The sequence below is a fragment of the Arthrobacter sp. HS15c genome (genome assembly GCF_040812005.1).
Lineage (GTDB): Bacteria > Actinomycetota > Actinomycetes > Actinomycetales > Micrococcaceae > Arthrobacter.
This window is the reverse complement of the sequence record NZ_JBFOHM010000005.1, coordinates 112,558-130,096: the sequence shown is the minus strand read 5'-3', so window position 1 is coordinate 130,096 and position 17,539 is coordinate 112,558. Positions and strand designations below refer to the sequence as shown.

General features: G+C 64.2%; 15 protein-coding genes. 13 read left to right on the top strand and 2 right to left on the bottom strand.

Annotated features, from left to right (window positions below; all coding sequences use genetic code 11):
- Positions 1-133 precede the first annotated feature (133 nt).
- A complete protein-coding gene (dtd, locus tag ABV518_RS09470) occupies positions 134-586 on the bottom strand; it encodes a D-aminoacyl-tRNA deacylase (RefSeq protein WP_367766730.1) in 453 nt (150 codons plus the stop codon).
- 349 nt (positions 587-935) lie between these two features.
- Between dtd and ABV518_RS09465 the strand changes: the two genes are divergently transcribed.
- The 12 genes from ABV518_RS09465 (at position 936) to ABV518_RS09410 (ending at position 15,877) form a co-directional block, all read left to right on the top strand.
- Positions 936-2,987, top strand: a complete 2,052-nt coding sequence (locus ABV518_RS09465; RefSeq protein ID WP_367766729.1) for a hydantoinase/oxoprolinase family protein — start codon at positions 936-938, stop codon at positions 2,985-2,987.
- A gap of 10 nt (positions 2,988-2,997) precedes the next feature.
- Positions 2,998-4,671, top strand: coding sequence for a hydantoinase B/oxoprolinase family protein (locus ABV518_RS09460; protein ID WP_367766728.1), 1,674 nt, complete (start codon positions 2,998-3,000; stop codon positions 4,669-4,671).
- 24 nt (positions 4,672-4,695) lie between these two features.
- Positions 4,696-5,718 carry a sugar ABC transporter substrate-binding protein gene (locus ABV518_RS09455; protein WP_367766726.1) on the top strand — a complete coding sequence of 341 codons (1,023 nt, stop codon included), beginning with the start codon at positions 4,696-4,698 and terminating at the stop codon, positions 5,716-5,718.
- Between the two features lie 96 nt (positions 5,719-5,814).
- Entirely contained in the window at positions 5,815-7,341 is a 1,527-nt protein-coding gene (locus ABV518_RS09450) for a sugar ABC transporter ATP-binding protein (protein ID WP_367766724.1), read from the top strand.
- Between the two features lie 10 nt (positions 7,342-7,351).
- Complete coding sequence (locus ABV518_RS09445) at positions 7,352-8,335, top strand: ABC transporter permease (protein WP_367766721.1); 984 nt, start codon at positions 7,352-7,354, stop codon at positions 8,333-8,335.
- Between the two features lie 83 nt (positions 8,336-8,418).
- Positions 8,419-9,738 (top strand): hydantoinase/oxoprolinase N-terminal domain-containing protein, encoded by a 1,320-nt coding sequence (locus ABV518_RS09440; protein WP_367766719.1) that lies wholly within the window; start codon positions 8,419-8,421, stop codon positions 9,736-9,738.
- Complete coding sequence (locus ABV518_RS09435; protein WP_367766717.1) at positions 9,735-10,817, top strand: DUF917 domain-containing protein; 1,083 nt, start codon at positions 9,735-9,737, stop codon at positions 10,815-10,817. The genes ABV518_RS09440 and ABV518_RS09435 overlap by 4 nt, the downstream gene beginning before the upstream one ends.
- Positions 10,810-12,357 (top strand): helix-turn-helix domain-containing protein, encoded by a 1,548-nt coding sequence (locus tag ABV518_RS09430; RefSeq protein ID WP_367766716.1) that lies wholly within the window; start codon positions 10,810-10,812, stop codon positions 12,355-12,357. Before ABV518_RS09435 ends, ABV518_RS09430 begins: the two co-directional genes overlap by 8 nt.
- Positions 12,341-12,796 (top strand): GAF domain-containing protein, encoded by a 456-nt coding sequence (locus ABV518_RS09425; RefSeq protein ID WP_367766715.1) that lies wholly within the window; start codon positions 12,341-12,343, stop codon positions 12,794-12,796. Before ABV518_RS09430 ends, ABV518_RS09425 begins: the two co-directional genes overlap by 17 nt.
- Positions 12,797-12,829: 33 nt before the next feature.
- Positions 12,830-14,116 carry an amidohydrolase family protein gene (locus ABV518_RS09420; protein ID WP_367766714.1) on the top strand — a complete coding sequence of 429 codons (1,287 nt, stop codon included), beginning with the start codon at positions 12,830-12,832 and terminating at the stop codon, positions 14,114-14,116.
- A complete protein-coding gene (locus tag ABV518_RS09415) occupies positions 14,076-14,720 on the top strand; it encodes an alpha/beta fold hydrolase (RefSeq protein ID WP_367766713.1) in 645 nt (214 codons plus the stop codon). Before ABV518_RS09420 ends, ABV518_RS09415 begins: the two co-directional genes overlap by 41 nt.
- 113 nt (positions 14,721-14,833) lie before the next feature.
- Entirely contained in the window at positions 14,834-15,877 is a 1,044-nt protein-coding gene (locus ABV518_RS09410) for an LLM class flavin-dependent oxidoreductase (RefSeq protein WP_367766712.1), read from the top strand.
- Here the strand turns inward: ABV518_RS09410 and ABV518_RS09405 are convergent.
- Positions 15,872-16,399: a MarR family winged helix-turn-helix transcriptional regulator gene (locus tag ABV518_RS09405; protein WP_367766709.1), complete on the bottom strand. Its 528-nt coding sequence runs from the start codon at positions 16,397-16,399 to the stop codon at positions 15,872-15,874. The two genes, ABV518_RS09410 and ABV518_RS09405, sit on opposite strands and share 6 nt — an antisense overlap.
- 74 nt (positions 16,400-16,473) lie before the next feature.
- Here ABV518_RS09405 and ABV518_RS09400 point away from each other — a divergent pair, with 74 nt between their 5' ends.
- On the top strand, positions 16,474-17,514 hold the full coding sequence (locus ABV518_RS09400; protein WP_367766708.1) for an LLM class flavin-dependent oxidoreductase: 1,041 nt from the start codon (positions 16,474-16,476) through the stop codon (positions 17,512-17,514).
- The last annotated feature ends 25 nt before the right edge of the window (positions 17,515-17,539 follow it).

Here is a 17,539-nt window from a genome sequence, read left to right as displayed (position 1 = left end):
CGGAACGTGATGCGAAGGTCAGTTTACGTCTGGTTGCTGGGGGCAACCAGTAGGTGGCCGGGAGAAGTTGGCGGGTTCTCCCACAGCGTATTCGCCGCCTCGCGGGACTGCGCTGCCCAGAACTTCCGGACGCTCAGCCGCGGCGGGGAGCTGAAAAATCGGCGGTGTCGAGGCTGATCGTGAACGGTCCGTCATTGACCAGGGACACTTGCATCATGGCCCCGAACCGCCCGGTGGAAACCTCTGCCCCAAGGCCGCGCAGGGAAGCGATCAGGTGTTCAATCAAGGGCTCGCTGGTGTTCGCCGGCGCCGCGTCCGACCAGGAGGGGCGCCGCCCACGCCGTGTGTCGGCGTACAGCGTGAACTGGCTGACCACCAGCAGGGGCCCGTTCTGGTCGGCACACGACTTCTCGTCGTCAAGGATCCGCAAGGTCCAGATCTTGGCGGCGAGGGCCGCTGCATCGTCCAAAGTGTCCGTGTGGGTGGCGCCGGCCAGGACAACCAGCCCCGGGCGGTCGATGGACCCTACTGTTTCGCCGTCGACAGTGACCTCGGCTCGGGTGACCCGCTGAAGGATGGCTCGCACGCATCAACCCTAACGGAGTCCGTAGCCGGGAGAAGTGGGCGGGTTCTCCCACAGCGCATTCGCCCCCATCCCAGGCGCCGCCGGTTGCCTTCCCGGCGGCCCGCCGCCGCAGCGGCGGGACAGGCTGACGGCACCGCCATGGACGCGTCAAGCACCCAAACAAGAAATCCACTCCCCAATTTCTCGGATGCCAAGATCCCCTGCTAAATGGGCTTTCCATGGGCCCCTTTAGGCAGGGAGCCCGATCTCCTGGCCCCAGGTTGTGCATGATGCACCACGTTCCGGAAGGCCCCCTGTCTAACGTGATTTTCCACACACCAAGTTCCACCAGAACCATGAGGAGATACACATGCCGAACTACAGGGTGTCGATGGATATCGGCGGAACGTTCACGGACATCGTGGCGTACGACCAAAGCGCAGGGACCTACGAGGCGACGAAAGCATCCACCACGCCGGGCAACCTGAGCGCCGGCGTCATCGCCGGTCTCGAATCGATTATTACCGACCTTTCCGATATCGAATTCCTGGTGCATGGCACCACCCAGGGCCTCAACGCTTTCCTTGAGCGTCGCGGCGTTCCGGTACTGCTGCTGGCCACTGCGGGCGTGGAGGACTCGTACCACATCGCCCGCGGCCCCCGCCTGGAGCTTTACAACGCCCAGTACCGCAAGCCGGCTCCCCTGGTCGAGCGGAAGGACGTCATCGGCGTCGGCGGACGCCTCGACGGCCAGGGCCACGAGATCCGGCCGCTTGACGAAGTTGCCGTCCGCCAGGCGGCCCGCCGGGCACAGCAGGAGGGATACGGCGCCGTTGCCGTTGCATTCCTCTTCAGCTACAAGAACCCGGCCCATGAACTTCGTGCCCGCGAAATCCTGCTCGAAGAACTGGGCGAGGATTTCACCGTCTCGCTTTCACATGAAGCAGCCAAGGAGTGGCGTGAATACGAGCGCACCTCCTCCGCCGTGGTTGAGGCCTACACGGGCCCCGTGGTCCGCAATTATCTTCTGGACCTGGAAGAGAAGCTTGCCGACCGCGGCGTGGAGGCTCCGCTGCACATCATGCAGTCCTCCGGCGGCGTGCTCACTGCAGAGTCCGCCCGCAAGCGTCCGCTTCAGACGCTGCTGTCCGGGCCGGTCGGCGGCGCAATGGGCGACGTCGAACTGGCCGGCGTGTCCGGCAACCGCAACCTCATCGGTGTTGACATGGGCGGCACCTCCTTTGACGTCTCCCTCGTTGTCGACGGAAAACCCGACGTATCCACCGAAGCCCACCTTGAGGGCCTGCCGATGCTCATGAGCGTCGTCAACATCCACACCGTGGGAGCCGGCGGCGGCTCTGTGGCATGGCTCGAAGCCGGGGGCCTCCGGGTGGGACCCCGGTCCGCCGGTGCCACCCCCGGGCCGGCCTGCTACGGCCGCGGCGGCACCGAACCCACGGTCACCGACGCCAACCTGGTGCTCGGCCGCGTGGACCCCGACTGGTTCGCCGGCGGACAGGTTGCCCTGGACCGCGAAGCAGCCATCACAGCCCTGAAGACAGTCGGAGACGAGCTCGGCCTGGACCCGATCGCCATGGCCGAAGGCATCTGCGACGTAGCCAACTCCCAGATGGCCCAGGCCATCAGGACCATCACCATCTCCCGGGGCATCGAACCCCGCGACTTTGCCCTCGTCGCGTTCGGCGGCGCAGGGCCCATGCACGCGGTCTTCCTCGCCAAGGAACTCGGGATCCCGGAAACCGTGGTTCCCCGGTTCCCCGGCGCGTTTTCGGCGTGGGGCATGCTGCAGACGAACATCCGCAAGGACTTCTCCGAACCGTACTTCTTCCTCGACGAAGACATCGACGTGGCTGACATGGCCGGTGTCCTGCGAAGGATGGAAGTGGAGGGCCTGACGTCCCTGGTTTCCGAAGGCGTCCCTGAGGAAAGCCGCCAAACCACCGCTTCCGTGGACGTGCGCTACCAGTCCCAGGAATTCTCACTGAACGTCCCCCTCACGTCCGCCGACGAACCCGAGTCAGAGGGCTTCGTCGCCGACCTGGCGGTCCGCTTCTCCGCGATGTACCACGAGCGCTACGGGCACTCCAACCTGGGCGCCCCCATCGAGATCGTCGCACTGCGGACCCAGGCGGTAGGCGACCTGGGCCGGCTGGAGGCACCGCTCTTCGCAACCGCGCAGAGCCCCGAGTTCAAGCACGAAATGCGCCGGGTGGTCTTTGACCACGTGGAACACGAGACCACCGTAGTGCGCCGCGACGACCTGGCCGCGGGGCACACCTTCGAAGGACCCGCCATCATCGTGGAGCAGACCGCCACCACCGTGGTGCCGCCCGGGTTCAACGTCACGGTCGACGAGTTCGGCTCCCTGGTCATCCGCACTGAAGACGCAGAAGGAAATTGAGGTACCACTAATGACAATCACTGCAGTCAAAACCCTGGATCCCGTAACCGTGGAAATCATCCGCAACGCGCTCACCAGCGCCGCGGACGATATGAACGCCACCCTGATCCGCTCCGCCTACTCACCCATCCTCTACGAGGGCGGTGACTGCGTGGTGGCGCTGCTGGACACCGAACACCGCGTACTCGGACAGTCCGCCGGGCTCCCGCTGTTCCTCGGCAACCTCGAAACGTGCTCCATTGCTGTGGAGGAGCTGTACGGCCGCGAGGTCTGGCAGGAAGGGGACGTGTGGATCCTCAACGACTCCTACCTCGGCGGAACGCACCTGAACGATGTCACCATCTTCGCGCCGATTTTTGACGACGGCTCGGTGGTTGGCTTCGCCGCCACCCGCGCGCACTGGATGGACATGGGGTCCAAGGATGTGGGCGGCTCGATGGATGCCACGGACATCTTCCAGGAAGGCTTCCGCATGGGCCCGGTCAAGCTCATGGAAGCCGGCATTGAAACCTCCGTGGTGGACCTGATCCGCACCAACGTCCGCTTCCCCTACCAGACCATCGGCGACATGCACGCGATGATCGCCGCACTCCGGATGGGAACCACCCGGATGAAGGAGCTGGTGGGCCGGTACGGCATGGAGCAGCTCGATGCCGCACGCGATGAGATCTTCCGCCAGACGGAGGAGATTGAGCGCGAGACCGTCCGCAACATCCCCGACGGCGTCTACGAAGCCGAAGGCTTCCTGGACAACGACGGCATCAACCTGGACACCCCCATCCCCATCAAGCTGAAGATCACAGTCGCCGGCGACACTGTCGACTTCGACGTCACCGGCTCCGCCGACCAGACCATGGGCCCGGTCAACTGCGGCGCAGCCCAGGCCGTCTCGGCCCTGCGCGTGGGGTACAAGCTCCTGGTCAGCCCGGACTCCAACTCCAACGGCGGGTCCTTCCGCCCCATGACCACCCAGGTGCGTTCCGGCTCGGTGCTGGGTGCAGTGGCACCGGCACCATGCCAGTGGTACTTCTCGCATCTCGGGCTGCTGATCGACTTGGTCTCCAAGGCAATGGCACCCGCCATGCCTGAACGCGTAGCCAGCGCCAGCCATGGTGACTCCATGATCATTACTGCCGCCGGCTTCGACCCCCGCTTCGGCCGGAACTTCGTCAGCATGGAAGCCACTCTTGGCGGCTGGGGCGCCTGGCAGGGAACCGACGGCGAATCCGCCATGATCAACAACGTCAACGGGTCCCTCAAGGACCTGCCCATCGAAATGATGGAAACCCGTTATCCGCTGCGGATCAACGAGTACTCCATCCGCCCGAACTCCGGTGGCCCTGGCCAGTGGCGGGGCGGCAACGGAGTGATCCGTGAATACGAGTTCCTGGCCGACTGCGTCGTGGGGCTGTGGTTCGAAAGGTCCAAGACGCCGGCCTGGGGCCTCTTCGGCGGTTCTGACGCCCAGGGCCCGGAGGTAGTGATCAATCCTGGCCGCCACGATGAGGTCCGGACGCTGAAGGCCAACGCACGGAAAATCAAGGCCGGCGACGTCGTCCGCCTCGCCGTCGGAGGCGGCGGCGGTTTCGGAGACGTCTCCAAGCGCTCCCAAGAAGACATTGAGTACGACATTGTCAACGGTTTCATCACCGAGGACTTCGCCAAAACCCACTACGGCTACTAAACGCCGCGCCAGAAAGGATTGACTGTGAAAATCACCAAACGTCCAGCCGCAGCGATGGCCCTCATGAGCCTCGCCCTGCTGACCTCAGCATGCGCCCCGCCCGCCCAGACCAGCACCACAGAAGCAGTGGCTGCCGGTGCAGACCAGAAACTCAACGTTGGATTCTTCGGTTTTGCCAAATCCAACGGCTTTGCCCAGGGCACGTACCTCGGCGTGGAGCAGGCGGCCAAAGCCAACAACGCCAGCGCCACCTTCGTGGACTCCAATTTCAGTGCCCAGACCCAGGTCCAGCAGATCCAGGACGCCGTCACCTCCAAGCAGTTCGAGGTGATCGTGGTCCAGGCCAATGACAACCAGGCCCTCATCGCACCTTTGACGCAGGCCGTACAGGCGGGCATCACGGTGGTTGTCGAATTCTCGGTCATCGGGCCAAAGTTCGACACCATCGAGGCGCAGGTCCCTGGTGCCATCAGCATCGTGGACCTGCCCACCCGCAACGGCAAGGTGCTCGGCGAGATGGGCAAGCAAGCCTGCGCCACGGTGCCGGGCGACACGTGCAAGGTGGCCTACCTCGAAGGCTTCAAGGCCATGCCCCTGGATAACGCCCGGACCGATGCCGTGAAGACCGAACTGGCCACCGATCCGAGAATCAAGCTCGTGGCCAGCGTCGAAGGCGGGTACACCCAGGACACCGGCCGCCAGGCATTCCAAAACGTCTCACAGGCGAACCCTGATGTTGACGTGGTGATTGGCGCATCCCAGGCCATCACCGGCGCCGCCGCAGCCGCCGGGGACAGTGACATCAAGTTCATCGGCAACGGTGCATCCGTTTCCAATGTGGAAGCGGTCCGGTCCGGTAAATGGTTCTCCATCTACGTCAGCGACGTCGTAGCCAACGGCGCCAAGGCCACCGAACTGGGGCTCGCCAAGGCGCGGGGCAAGCAAGTGGAATCTGCCATCGACGAGGCCAGCCTGGCCCCCAACAACAGCAAGGGCACCAAAGAAGCACTCGATGCCCTGAACTACGTCTCAAAGTACTCGGACTAGTCCAGCCACCTCCCGGGGGCAACCCCGGGGCCGGAGCCTGACCGCTTCGGCCCCGGGGATCCGGCCCTCAACTCCCTTCCATTTCCAGAGGTCAACATGGCGATACAACAGTTGGAAAAACCTGAGCATGCCAGCCGGCGGACCGCACCGGAGATCACGGTCTCCGGAATCGGTAAACGTTACGGTGCAACCCCGGTGCTGAAGGACGTCACACTGTCGGTAACCCCCGGGGAAATCCACGGCATCATGGGGGAAAACGGCGCAGGAAAGAGCACCCTGCTCAAAATCCTGGGCGGTGCCATCATGGCGGACTCCGGCACCATGGAATTGGACGGAAACCCGGTCAGGATCACAACCCCACGGGACGCCATCTCCCACGGGATTTCCCTCATCTCCCAGGAATTGGCACTCATCCCCAACCTGTCGGTGCTGGAGAATGTCTTCCTGGGCCGCTGGGCCCAGAGGGGAAGCCTCCTCCGCCCCAACAAGGACGGCGAGCATTTCGCCCGGTTGTTGGAAGAGACCGGTTTTGACCTGGACCCCCGGGCAACAGTGGGGAGCCTGCCTATCGGCCAACAGCAGCAGGTGGAAATCCTGAAAGCCCTCGCCCGCGGGGCGAAGGTGCTGTGCATGGACGAACCCACAGCGGTCCTTAACGAGGCCGAGAAGGAAAAACTCCTGCAGGTTATCAAAAGGCTGGCCTCTAGCGGGACCACCGTCCTCATCGTCTCCCATTACCTGGAGGAAGTCCTGGAGTTGGTGGACCGGGTGACCATTCTGCGCGACGGACAGCACATCGTCACCGAAGACGCTGCCGGCCACACGCCGGAGTCGCTCGTGCGGCTGATGGTTGGCCGGGACGTCGATTTCCTCCTCCCCGACGTTCCGCAGGTGTCGTCCAAAGCTGAGACGGTTCTTCGGGTTGCCGGATTGACCAGCGCCAAGGTTAGCGACATATCCATTGAGGTCCGTCGCGCAGAGATCCTGGGCATCGCCGGCCTCGTGGGCAGCGGCCGCAGCGAAACCTTGCTCGCCATTTTCGGTGCAGACCGGACCACCGGCGGCTACGTCGAGATCAACGGCCGCCGCCTCCGTCCTAGCTCCATCAGGGACGCCATCAGGGCTGGTATTGCCCTCATTCCGGAGTCACGGAAAGAACAGGGCCTGGTCATGTCCCGGCCAGCCTCAGAGAATATTGCCCTCTCAACCCTGTCGGGCCGGTCATGGGCCGGCTTCGTCAGTTCACGGCGGGAAAGGGCGGCCGTCAAGGACGTCAGCAAGGCAGTTGACCTGCGCGGCGCCCGCCCGGGACAGCCCATTGCCAACCTTTCCGGCGGGAACCAGCAGAAGGCACTTTTCGCCAAATGGCTGTTGGATCCTCCGGCAGTGCTGTTGGTGGATGAACCCACCCGGGGAGTGGACATCGCAGCCAAGGCCCGGATCCACAGCATCATCGTTGAACTGGCTGCTAAGGGTACAGCAGTCATCGTGGTCAGCTCCGAGCTCGAGGAAGTGCTCGGCCTGTCCCACCGTGTCCATGTCATGAGGCACGGGCGCATTGTTGCCGAGTTCGACCGAAACGCCTCCCGCGATGAAGTCATGACTTCCGCTTTCCTGAAATAGGTGAATCCACATGAGCACAACAACAGTTGCCGTGCCTTCGACGGCAGAGAAAAAGTTCAATCTGAATCTCAAAGATTTCGGAATCGTTTTTGGCCTGGCCGCCATCATGCTTTTCCTGGCCCTGAACACCGGAACATTCCTCACGGGCCGCAACTTCATCAACCTGTTCGACCAGGCCGCCGTCGTGGGACTGCTCGCCGCGGCAGCCACGCTCTGCATCATCAGCGGGGTTTTTGACCTTTCCTCCACCGCAACCCTCGCGGTCTCCGCCATTTCGGGCGTGATGCTCACCCAGCACTTCGGTGTTGCGGCAGGGTTCTTCGGGGCTTTGCTGGTGGGCGCCCTGCTGGGGACCCTCACAGGGCTGATCGTGGTGAGCACGAAGGTCAACTCGTTCATCGGAACACTCGCGGTGAGCATCATTTACCGGGGCTTGGCCATCGTGATCACCGGCGGCGCGATAGTCGCACCGCTGCCCGACCAGCTCGCAACCTTCCAAACCTGGACGTGGCCCAGCATCTTCGGCCTCACGGCCGGCTCGGTATTGATGCTGGCAATGACCGTGGTCCTGGGAATTGTTCTCTGGCGCACCACCTTCGGCCGCAGGATCTACGCCGTAGGCGGCAACCAGGAAGCTGCCCGTTTGAGCGGCATCCGTACGGGCTCAATCCACGTTGCGGTCTTCGCCATCAGCGGTCTCTGCTCGGCAATGGCCGGCATGATTCTTGCCTCGCGTGCCGGCTCGGCGCAACCGGCCATGGCCATCGGCATCGAGCTCACCGCAATCGCCGCTGTGGTCATCGGCGGCACCAGCATCATGGGCGGGCAGGGCGCCATGTGGAGGGCCTTCGTGGGAGTCATGATCCTCACCGTTATCAGCAACGGCTTCAACCTGCTGCATTGGGATACCACGTACCAGCAGGTGGTGACAGGTGTCCTCATCCTGGTGGCCGTTGCAGCCGACGGATTGTTCTTCCGCAAAGCCACCAGATGACGGTCCAGGGTGGACCCTAGAGATATGACATGGATGCACCGCGGGGCAGGGGCCCGGCAGGCAGTTGAACAGGAGGCCCGGCAATGAGGATAGGACTGATGCTCCAGGGCACCAGTTGCCGGGCGCTCGTTCTGGAAGGACGCTCCGTCATCTCCGTGGCCGAACAGCTGCAGGCCGGCAGCCTGGCTGAGGCGCTGGACGGGGTGCTGTCCGCGTTACGCCTGCAGTTCGGGAGCCGGATCACAGACGTAACGGCCGACGTCGGACGCGTGCTCGCCGCGGGGCAGCCAGGGGACGTCGTCGCAATCCGCATCTCCCCCCGCCCTCCGGCTGATCGGTTCCACCACACCGTCCTGCCGGCGCTCATTGAGCCTGCAGTCATCAGGACCATGCATGTCCGCGGCGGCCACGACCTGCGGGGACGGCCCCTTGCGCCGCTGGACCTGAAAGCGTTCCTGAAGGAATTGCCCTCCATGCTGTCCGGACACGTGCGGAACGTAGCCATCACCGCCGTCGGCTCCACCGCCTCCCCGGAGCACGAAACGCGCATCGCGGACGCCATCCTGTCGAACAACAGCGACACGCGGATCAGTGTTTCCAGTGAGTTCTACTCGAGCGTATTCCGCGACCGTGACTACACAGCCATCCTTAATAGCGCCCTGATGGAATCGGGCGAAGAGCTGGGGGCACTCCTGGAAGAGGCCGGGAAGCGCCACTTCCCCGCCGCCACACTGTCCTATGCCAGGAACGACGGCGGCCGTGCACCCCTTGCGCGGCTGGCGGTAGCGCCCGTGCACGCGCTTCGTCCGGAACCTGCAATGGCAATCCTCGGCGCGGCCACGTTGGGCGGGCTGCGTGATGGCGAAGTAGTTGTCTGCACCGATGCGGGTGTGAGCGTGGGCAACATGCGCCGCGGTCTTCCTGTCGCACACAGCCTCATCCGGCAGGGGTTTGGAGCGAGCCTTGCCACCAACGCCACCATCGTGGAGCCCTACACTGCCAACCATCCAGTCCGAGCCGACATCCCGTCACTGGTCGCCGACGTCCGCACCAGCCAGGACACCCCGCCTGAGTTCGGCCTGGTGCCAACACTCCCAGATGCCCAGGACCTGCCCCTCATAGGATGTGCCGCGGCACCGCTGACGGCGTGGATCGACAGGCTCGAAAGGGTCAGCGGACAGGCGGATCTGCGGCGGGTGCAGCACCGAGCTGAGGAGGAAGCCCAGTCGGCTGCGGTCCAGTTGGGCGCGAGCCCCACAGACACCCGCATCATCGAATCAAACGTCTTCGCCATGCCTTACGGGAATCCCGGAATCGTCCGGATCCGGGTCCAGGCCGCGGACGGGACTTCCAGCCCTGAGGAATGGGCGACCACCGCGCAAACCATGGAGGCCACGGCATGAGCACGGTCCTCACAGCCGAAGACGTCGGGCACCTCCGGACCGGTGCCCATTTCCTGGCCTGCGCCATCGATCCCACGGCCATCCATATCTACGCCGGCATGATCCAGGAGGCCATGAAGACCCGGTCCGTGGAGCTCGTCACCGTGGATGAACTCGCTCCAGATGACCTGGTAGTGGCAGTGGGCATGGTGACCCAAGGCCTGTTCATCGCTGACATGCCCCCGGTGGGTGACGAGTTCACGGGCTGTATCGATGCGATTGAAACCAGGCTGGGCCGCAGGGTGCGGGCCATCTATTCACTCGCCGCCGCCAACATCAACGGAATCATTCCGCTCATGGTGGGGCTGCAGTCCTCGCTTCCCGTGATCGACTCCGATCCCATGGGGCGCGTCTTCCCCCTCATCAGCCAGACCACCTTGAACATCGGCGGGGTGGCCATTGGCCCCATAGCGCTCATGGGGGTAACCGGCGAGCGCGCCCTGGTGGAGGCGAGTGATCCGCAGCGTGCCGAGACGCTGGTCCGCGCGCTCGTCACCGAGCTCGGCGGCTGGGCCGCCACCGTCATGTATCCATGCTCCGCGCGTGAGCTGAAGGAGCACGGAGTGCACGGCTCCATCAGCCGGATGATCCGCATAGGACAGATCCTCGACGCCGAAACCTCGGCGGAGAGCAAGTTCCTGTCACTTGCCGACTTCCTCGGCGTGAAGCGGATTGCACGCGCGCGGGTGAGCCACATCGAAGGCCTGTCCCGCCCAACCGACCTGGGACTGCCTGCCCAGCCGTCAAGCCTGACCCTGGAGGATGAAACCACCGGGCAGATCATCCGGCTGGAGATCCAGAATGAGATTCTGCTGGTGCTTGTGGACGGTGCTGTAGCGGCAGCCGTCCCCGACATGGTGACGCTGCTCAACTCCGAGCACGGCTCTGTGGCCAACCTCGACGACGTCCGGGTAGGCAACGTTGTGGATGTGCTCAAGCTCAATGCCGCGCCGCAGTGGTATTCGGAGGCGGGACTGGACCTGGCCGAACCGGCTGCATTCGGCATTCCGCTCAAGCATCCAAGGCGGCGCCATGAGTAGGTCGATGAAGGACACACGGCTTGATGTAGCGGGGCTGCTGGCGCACGGGTCCCTGCGCGGCACGACGCCGCTGTATCTCACCCCCACCAGCGCAGTGATCGAAAGCGTCGTTCTTATCTCGCAGCTGGAGGCAATCCAGCGCGTGCGGCCAAACACCGTTGTGGTCCTCGCGGCAGAAATGGGTTCGGGTGGATGGCTTGTGTCCGCGGCACTGCGGCATGCCTGGGAGCGGCGGGCCAGTGCCGTCGTCGTTGCCGGGAGCACCTATTCCAACGCTGTGATCGGCCTGGCTGAACGGCTGGGCATCACCCTTTTGGCTGCGGAGGGAAATCCGGCCGAAGTCGCGTTGTCTCTGGCAGCTGAAATCGGTGCCGCCCTGTCCGTGGTGGATGCCGAGCTCGCCCGGTTCGCCCGTGCAGTGGCCAAGGACAGTACACTCGCTGACGTCCTCAAGACCATATCCGGTGAGCTGGATGGCGTGGGCGTTTCGCTGGAATACGACGGGGTGGTCCTCGCCTCAGCAGGTGCTGCCCCGCGGGATTCGGCGAAGGTCATCACGGTTGACGTTGGCGCGGCCAACGCCGCCGTCCCTTCAGCCCTCACCGCCCGGGTACCCGCCTCCGGAGTACACAACCTGCGGCTGGTTCGTTCGATTCTCGAAGTAGCGGCTCCCTCCGTTAAAGCCGCATGGTTGTTGGGCAACTCCCGGGACGAGGCCCGCGCTGTTCCCACTGCGGCACTGGCCAGGCTAAACCAGGGCCCAGGTTCTTCCGGCACCGCCTTCGAGGAAGATCACCGGCATCTCCTCTCACAGCTGGGCTGGCGCAGGGACGAACGCTACGCGGCCATCTGGATCTGCCGCAGCACTGTGCACGCGGCAGGTAACGACTTGACGGCTGTGCTGAGGCTGCTCTGGCGTAAGGTCGCTGCACGCAGTCCTCTGGCGGAGGTCGACGGCGGCTGGCTGGCACTTGTTCCGGCCGCACACCAGGAAGTTCTGTCACAGCTTGAACTCCGGCTCAAGGCACGGCTCCAGCCTGCCTTGGCCGAGCTGGGCCTGGTGGCCGGCCTGTCCCGCTGGGCGGAGGAGGCTCCGCCGCTTCCGTCCATCATTCAGGAGGCCCGGCTGTCTGCTGTATCAGCCCGGTCAGCGGGCCCGGGCACGGTATTGGGTTTTGCCGGTCTGGGCGTAGCGGCGGCATTTACATTTGTCGACAAGGACGCCGTGGCACTGGTGGCTGAGCTGACCCTGCCACGGCTGATGGCCTCTCCTGACCGGGAAGCGATAGTGGCAGCCGTAGCGGCGTTCCTTGACCACCGCGGCTCGGTAAGCCTCGCCGCGTCGGCACTGGATGTGCACCGCAACACCCTCCAGGCCCGGCTTAGCCGCGCACGGGAACTCGGCGTCCCCTTGGACAATCCGTCCGAGTTGCTGTCCGTCCATTTGATCCTCACCGTGCTATCGGCGACAACACATGAGAAACCAACGTTCCAAGCCCCTAATGAAACCAGAAAGGACTCCCATGAGTTCCCAGTTTGAATCCTTCGACGACGTCTACGCCTCCGCCCGGGACACAGTCGGTGTCCGCCTCTTTACTGCCTCCGTCATCGCCGACGAAGGCACCAGCATGGCTCGCATTTACACCACCCACCCCGAGGTCTACCCGATAGGCGGGAAGAAAACCCTCGCGGGGGACACCAATCCTGTGTGGCTGGAGCAGGTCCTTATCGGCCAGCAGCCGTTCCTGGGCGCTGACAGGGAAGCCGTCCGCGCCTTCTTCTTCGACTCCGGAACCATTGAATCGCTGGGGTGTGGCGCGATTGTCAACGTTCCGGTGGTGAGCGGCGGCCGTACCATCGGCTCCATGAACTTCCTGGCCCCCGAAGGCAGCTATGACCAGTCCTCCGTGGACGCCGCCGTAGTAGTTGCGGAGCGCTCCGTCCAGCTCCTCGAAGCCGCCTTGGCCGCCACAAGCTAGCTTGCCGACGACAACAGGAAGGAAACACTCCACGTGATCCCCAAGTTCCCGGGAAACCTGACCATTCGGAACGCCAGAATCTTCGACGGCGAATCACCTGCACTCGTAGAGGGCTCCATCACTGTCCGCGATGGCCGAATCACAGCCGTGCGCGGCACCACAGAGGACAGTGGCGCCTGGCCCGGCTCCGAGACAGTACTCGATGCGGGCGGCCGGGTGGTGATTCCCGGCCTCATCGATGCCCACTTCCACGCCTATGCACTCAGCCTGACCTCGGCGCTGAACGAAACCGGGCCTTTGAGCTACTCCGCGCTGGCCGGTGCCCGCAGACTTGAGGCCGCGCTGCGCAGGGGCTTCACCTCAGTGAGGGACGTGGCTGGGGGTGACGTGGGCCTTGCGGCTGCAATTGAGGAAGGACTGTGCCCCGGTCCCCGCTACTTCTTTACCGGTCCCGCGCTGAGCCAGACCGGCGGCCACGGTGATATCCGCGCCGCGAACGACGGAAGCTGCTTCCATGGCGGTCACATGTGCGAGGTGGTGGATGGTGTTGAGGACTTGCTGCGGGCGGTGCGCCACAGGTTCCGGACCGGTGCCACCGCCATCAAGCTCATGACCTCCGGAGGAGTGATCTCCCCGGTCGATCCGATCCGTGTCCCGCAGTACAGCGCCGCGGAGATCAGGGCGGTCACTGAGGAGGCATCCCGGAGGGGCAGTTACGCCACCGCGCACGCCTACTCCCCCGAAGCCATCAGCCATTCGGTCCTCAACGGGGTTCGCTGCATCGAACACGGCAACCTGCTGGATGCCGAAACCGCCCGGCTCATGGCGGAGTACGACGTCTATCTCGTGCCCACGCTGGTGACGTACGATGCCATGGGCCGCCGCGGAGCGGAAATTGGGCTTACAGAAGTGGGTGCAGCCAAGAACCAGGAAGTACTGGCCGCGGGCAAGAACGCCGTCACACTGGCACACGAGGCCGGGGTCCGGATTGGCTTCGGCACCGACCTCATGGGTGACCTTGAGGATGAGCAGCTGGCCGGGCTGCGCCTTCAGGTCGAAGTGCTGGGCGTCTACGAAGCACTCCGCTCGGCGACATCAACGAACGCCGCACTCCTCCGGCGGGAAGACCTGGGACGCATCGCGGAAGGGGCCTGGGCGGACCTGGTGATACTGGACGGCAATCCCTTCGATGAGCCGTCAGTGCTGTGGGACGGGAGCCTGAACCGCATCGTCATCAAGGCCGGCCACATTGTCTCCTCAGACGGCCTTCCGGACGGTCATGCGGCGATGGACGAGGCGATCAGCGGCGCTGCCGCCTGACGCGGCGGTAAGTATCAGACAAGCAGTTTCCAGAGCAGCGCGGCTCTTGGTGCAGCGCTCACGCGCCACCAGGCGACCGGTTTCAGCCATATCGAATCGGGAGTGGGCTGCTGCCGCTGGGGCCTTTTGGACTGATACGGCCGTGCGTCTGGGACGGCCTGGAATCATCGTGGACCTGCCCGGCCATGGCCGCAGTGATCGGCCGTCGGACTTTTGCTACTCACTCCCTGAGATGGCCGAAGGGGTTGGCCGGGCAATTGGGGCAGTAACGGACGGCGAACCCGTGGATCTTGTGTCGCACAGCCTAGGCGGCACGATCGCCATTGTGCTGGCTGCAACCCGGCCCGATCTTGTGCGCCACTCCGTCCTCGTCGAGTCGGCGATTGATCCCGTCCAAATCCGCCCCGGGGACATCGCCGCATACAGCGAGGACGCAATTCTTGATGGTGGCTGGAAGCAGATTCTTGCCGCCGAACTCGACTGGAGACGCTGCGAGATGCGCCTCGCCGATCCGATTGCCATCCGGCGTTTGGCCGCTGCCCTGTGCAACGCATTGGACGGGACGCTACACGCCCTAAATTCGGCCGGTTCTCCCACAGCATAGTGCGGGTTTGGCCGGGGGTGCCTGCACAGCAACGCAAGGTCATCAGCATGGGGCGGCGGAGGCAGCGGGGCATACGCTGGGAAGCAGCCGCCCCCCGATGCTGAAGGAAGCCCATGCCCGAGCCCACCCGTCCCTTGCGCCAGCTTGGCTTCCTCACCATCGGCCTGTTCGATCCGGCCGACCCCGCTGCGGGCCACGAATCAACGCTGCAGATCATTGAACTTGGCGAGCGGCTTGGGTTCGACAGTGCCTGGCTCCGGCACCGCCATCTGCAGTTCGGCATATCGTCCCCGGTGGCAGTCATGGCTGCCGCGAGCCAGCGCACGTCCCGGATCCAACTGGGCACCGCGGTCACCCCGCTCGGCTGGGAAAACCCCTTGCGCCTGGCCGAGGACCTGGCCACGGTGGATCTGCTCGCCGGGGGACGCATCAATCCAGGGCTGAGTGTGGGGCAGCCCATGCACTACGACACCGTAAAACACGAGCTGTACCCGGACTCCTCGGAGCTGGAGGACTTCAGCTACGCCCGGGTGGAGCGGTTTGCCCGGCTGGTCGCCGGTGACAAGGTGCGCGACTTTTCCGGGAAACAAGGAGTGACCGAGGAATTCTCCAACCGCGTGGAGCCCCACTCAGCCGGGCTGCGCGGCCGGCTTTGGTATGGGGCGGGAAGCACTAAGTCGGCCATTTGGGCAGGAGCCAACGGCTTCAACCTGCTGTCCAGCAGCGTGGTCTTCCCCGGGACTGACCAGGAGCCGGATTTCGCACTGGTTCAGCAATCCCAGATCCGGGCCTACCGTGAGGCCGCTGCTGCGTCACCGGCGCAGGGGCCGGCCCGGGTGTCGCAGGGCCTGGTGGTGATCCCCACCGATTCAGCGTCGCGGCAGCAGCGGGAGAAGTACCAACGCTACGTGGATGAACGCACTCCCCGCACGCGGGCGCCGCAGGGGCCCAACCGCATGTTGTTCGCGCCGGACATCATCGGCACCAGCGATGAGATCGCCGCGCAGCTCTACGCACACGCAGGATTCCAGGAAGTCGACGAGGTGGCGTTCGCGCTGCCCTTCAGCTTTGAGCATGAAGACTACGTCCAGATCCTCACCGACATCGCAAGCAAGCTCGGTCCGGCGCTGGGCTGGTCACCGGCCGTGCAGTCATGACGACGCCGGCGCCTCGCCTTGGGTGCCTGCCTCCGCCTCCAGGTGGTTCCGCAGTTTCCCGGTAATCCTGCCAAGGTCCGCCAAGTCTTCCGGGGTCAGTGCGTCGATGAACAGCTGGCGGATCAGGCGCAGATGTGGGGCCGATGATGCCCGGAACGTGCGTGCGCCTTCATCAGTAAGTTCCACTACTGCCCCGCGGCTGTCATTGTCCGACTTTTTCCGGCAGATGAGGCCGCGGCTTTCCATGCGCCCGAGGTGATGGGAGAGCCTGCTCCGCTCCCAGCCGATGCCCTCGGCAAGCACCGATGATCTCAGCCTGCCCTCCTCCGCTTCGCTTAACGCCAGAAGGATTCCGTAATCACCGGGCGAGATGCCGGAGGTGGCGTGCAGCCCGGCCGCCATCGCCTGGCGGACATACTCGCTGGTTTCCACGTACGCGCGCCAGACTCCCAGCTCCTGGGCTGTGGGGCTCCGACGCCCCGACTTGCCGCCCTGCTCCATAATTTTCTCCTTGCTTGACATGTCAACCATAGCGGGGTGATGATTGACGCGTCAATTAAGTAATTGACACATCAATTAAAAGGGCAAGTGAGATCATGATCTTTGGTTTGGACACCTTCGGCGATGTCCCGCTGGACGACGCCGGTCAACCCGTCAGCCACGCCAGGTCCATCCGTCAACTGGTGGACGAGGCCATACTCGCTGACCAGCTTGGCGTGGACGTCTTCACGGTGGGCGAACACCACCGCCCCGAATATTCGGTCTCAAGCCCGGAAACGGTCCTGGCCGGAATGGCAACAGTGACCTCCCGGATCCGCCTGGGCTCGGGCGTCACGGTCCTCAGCTCCGACGATCCCGTGCGTGTCTTCCAGCGCTTTGCCACCGTGGATGCGCTGTCCAACGGCCGTGCCGACGTCATTCTGGGAAGGGGCTCCTTCACCGAGTCCTTCCCGCTCTTCGGCTACGACCTGAAGGACTACGACGTCCTGTTTGAGGAAAAGATCGAACTCTTCGCCCAGCTCCTCAAGGAAGCTCCGGTCACCTGGAACGGCACCATGCGGGCACCGTTGGTTGACGCCGACGTGTACCCCAAGACGGAAAGCGGCCTCAAAACCTGGGTAGGTGTCGGCGGAACACCGGCCTCAGTTGTCCGGACGGCAAAATACGGATTCCCCCTGATGCTCGCCATCATCGGCGGCCAGCCGGAGCGGTTCAGCCCGTTCATCGACCTCTACAAGCGGGCCGCGGGAGAATACGGAACGACGGCCTGGCCGGTAGGGATGCACTCCCCCGGGTTTATCGCCAACACGGATCACGACGCCAAGGAAATCTTCTGGCCCCACTACAAAGTGGTTCGCGACCGCATCGGAGCACTCCGGGGATGGCCGCCGGTCCGCCGCGAAGAGTTCGACGCTGAGATCGAGCACGGCTCCATGTACATCGGGTCCCCGGAAACCGTGGCCAAGAAAATCGCGCGGACAGCGGCAGCCATGGACGTAGGGCGGTTTGACCTCATCTTCACCGCCGGGACCCAACCCATCAGCGCCCGGCTGAAAGCCGTGGAACTTTATGGCAGCAAAGTGGTTCCCATGGTCCGCGAAATCCTCGCCGAAACCGGACACGCTTCAGGCTCGTAACTCCCCCCTCCTAAAACATTCACTT

Bases quoted from the DNA above. Each gene is read 5' to 3' on its own strand.
- ABV518_RS09430 (WP_367766716.1), top strand. From the start codon at position 10,810: ATGAGTAGGTCGATGAAGGACACACGGCTTGATGTAGCGGGGCTGCTG.
- ABV518_RS09405 (WP_367766709.1), bottom strand. From the start codon at position 16,399: ATGTCAAGCAAGGAGAAAATTATGGAGCAGGGCGGCAAGTCGGGGCGT.
- ABV518_RS09435 (WP_367766717.1), top strand. From the start codon at position 9,735: ATGAGCACGGTCCTCACAGCCGAAGACGTCGGGCACCTCCGGACCGGT.
- ABV518_RS09450 (WP_367766724.1), top strand. From the start codon at position 5,815: ATGGCGATACAACAGTTGGAAAAACCTGAGCATGCCAGCCGGCGGACC.
- ABV518_RS09445 (WP_367766721.1), top strand. From the start codon at position 7,352: ATGAGCACAACAACAGTTGCCGTGCCTTCGACGGCAGAGAAAAAGTTC.
- ABV518_RS09440 (WP_367766719.1), top strand. From the start codon at position 8,419: ATGAGGATAGGACTGATGCTCCAGGGCACCAGTTGCCGGGCGCTCGTT.
- ABV518_RS09425 (WP_367766715.1), top strand. From the start codon at position 12,341: ATGAGTTCCCAGTTTGAATCCTTCGACGACGTCTACGCCTCCGCCCGG.
- ABV518_RS09465 (WP_367766729.1), top strand. From the start codon at position 936: ATGCCGAACTACAGGGTGTCGATGGATATCGGCGGAACGTTCACGGAC.
- ABV518_RS09415 (WP_367766713.1), top strand. From the start codon at position 14,076: ATGCGGCGATGGACGAGGCGATCAGCGGCGCTGCCGCCTGACGCGGCG.
- ABV518_RS09410 (WP_367766712.1), top strand. From the start codon at position 14,834: ATGCCCGAGCCCACCCGTCCCTTGCGCCAGCTTGGCTTCCTCACCATC.
- ABV518_RS09460 (WP_367766728.1), top strand. From the start codon at position 2,998: ATGACAATCACTGCAGTCAAAACCCTGGATCCCGTAACCGTGGAAATC.
- ABV518_RS09400 (WP_367766708.1), top strand. From the start codon at position 16,474: ATGATCTTTGGTTTGGACACCTTCGGCGATGTCCCGCTGGACGACGCC.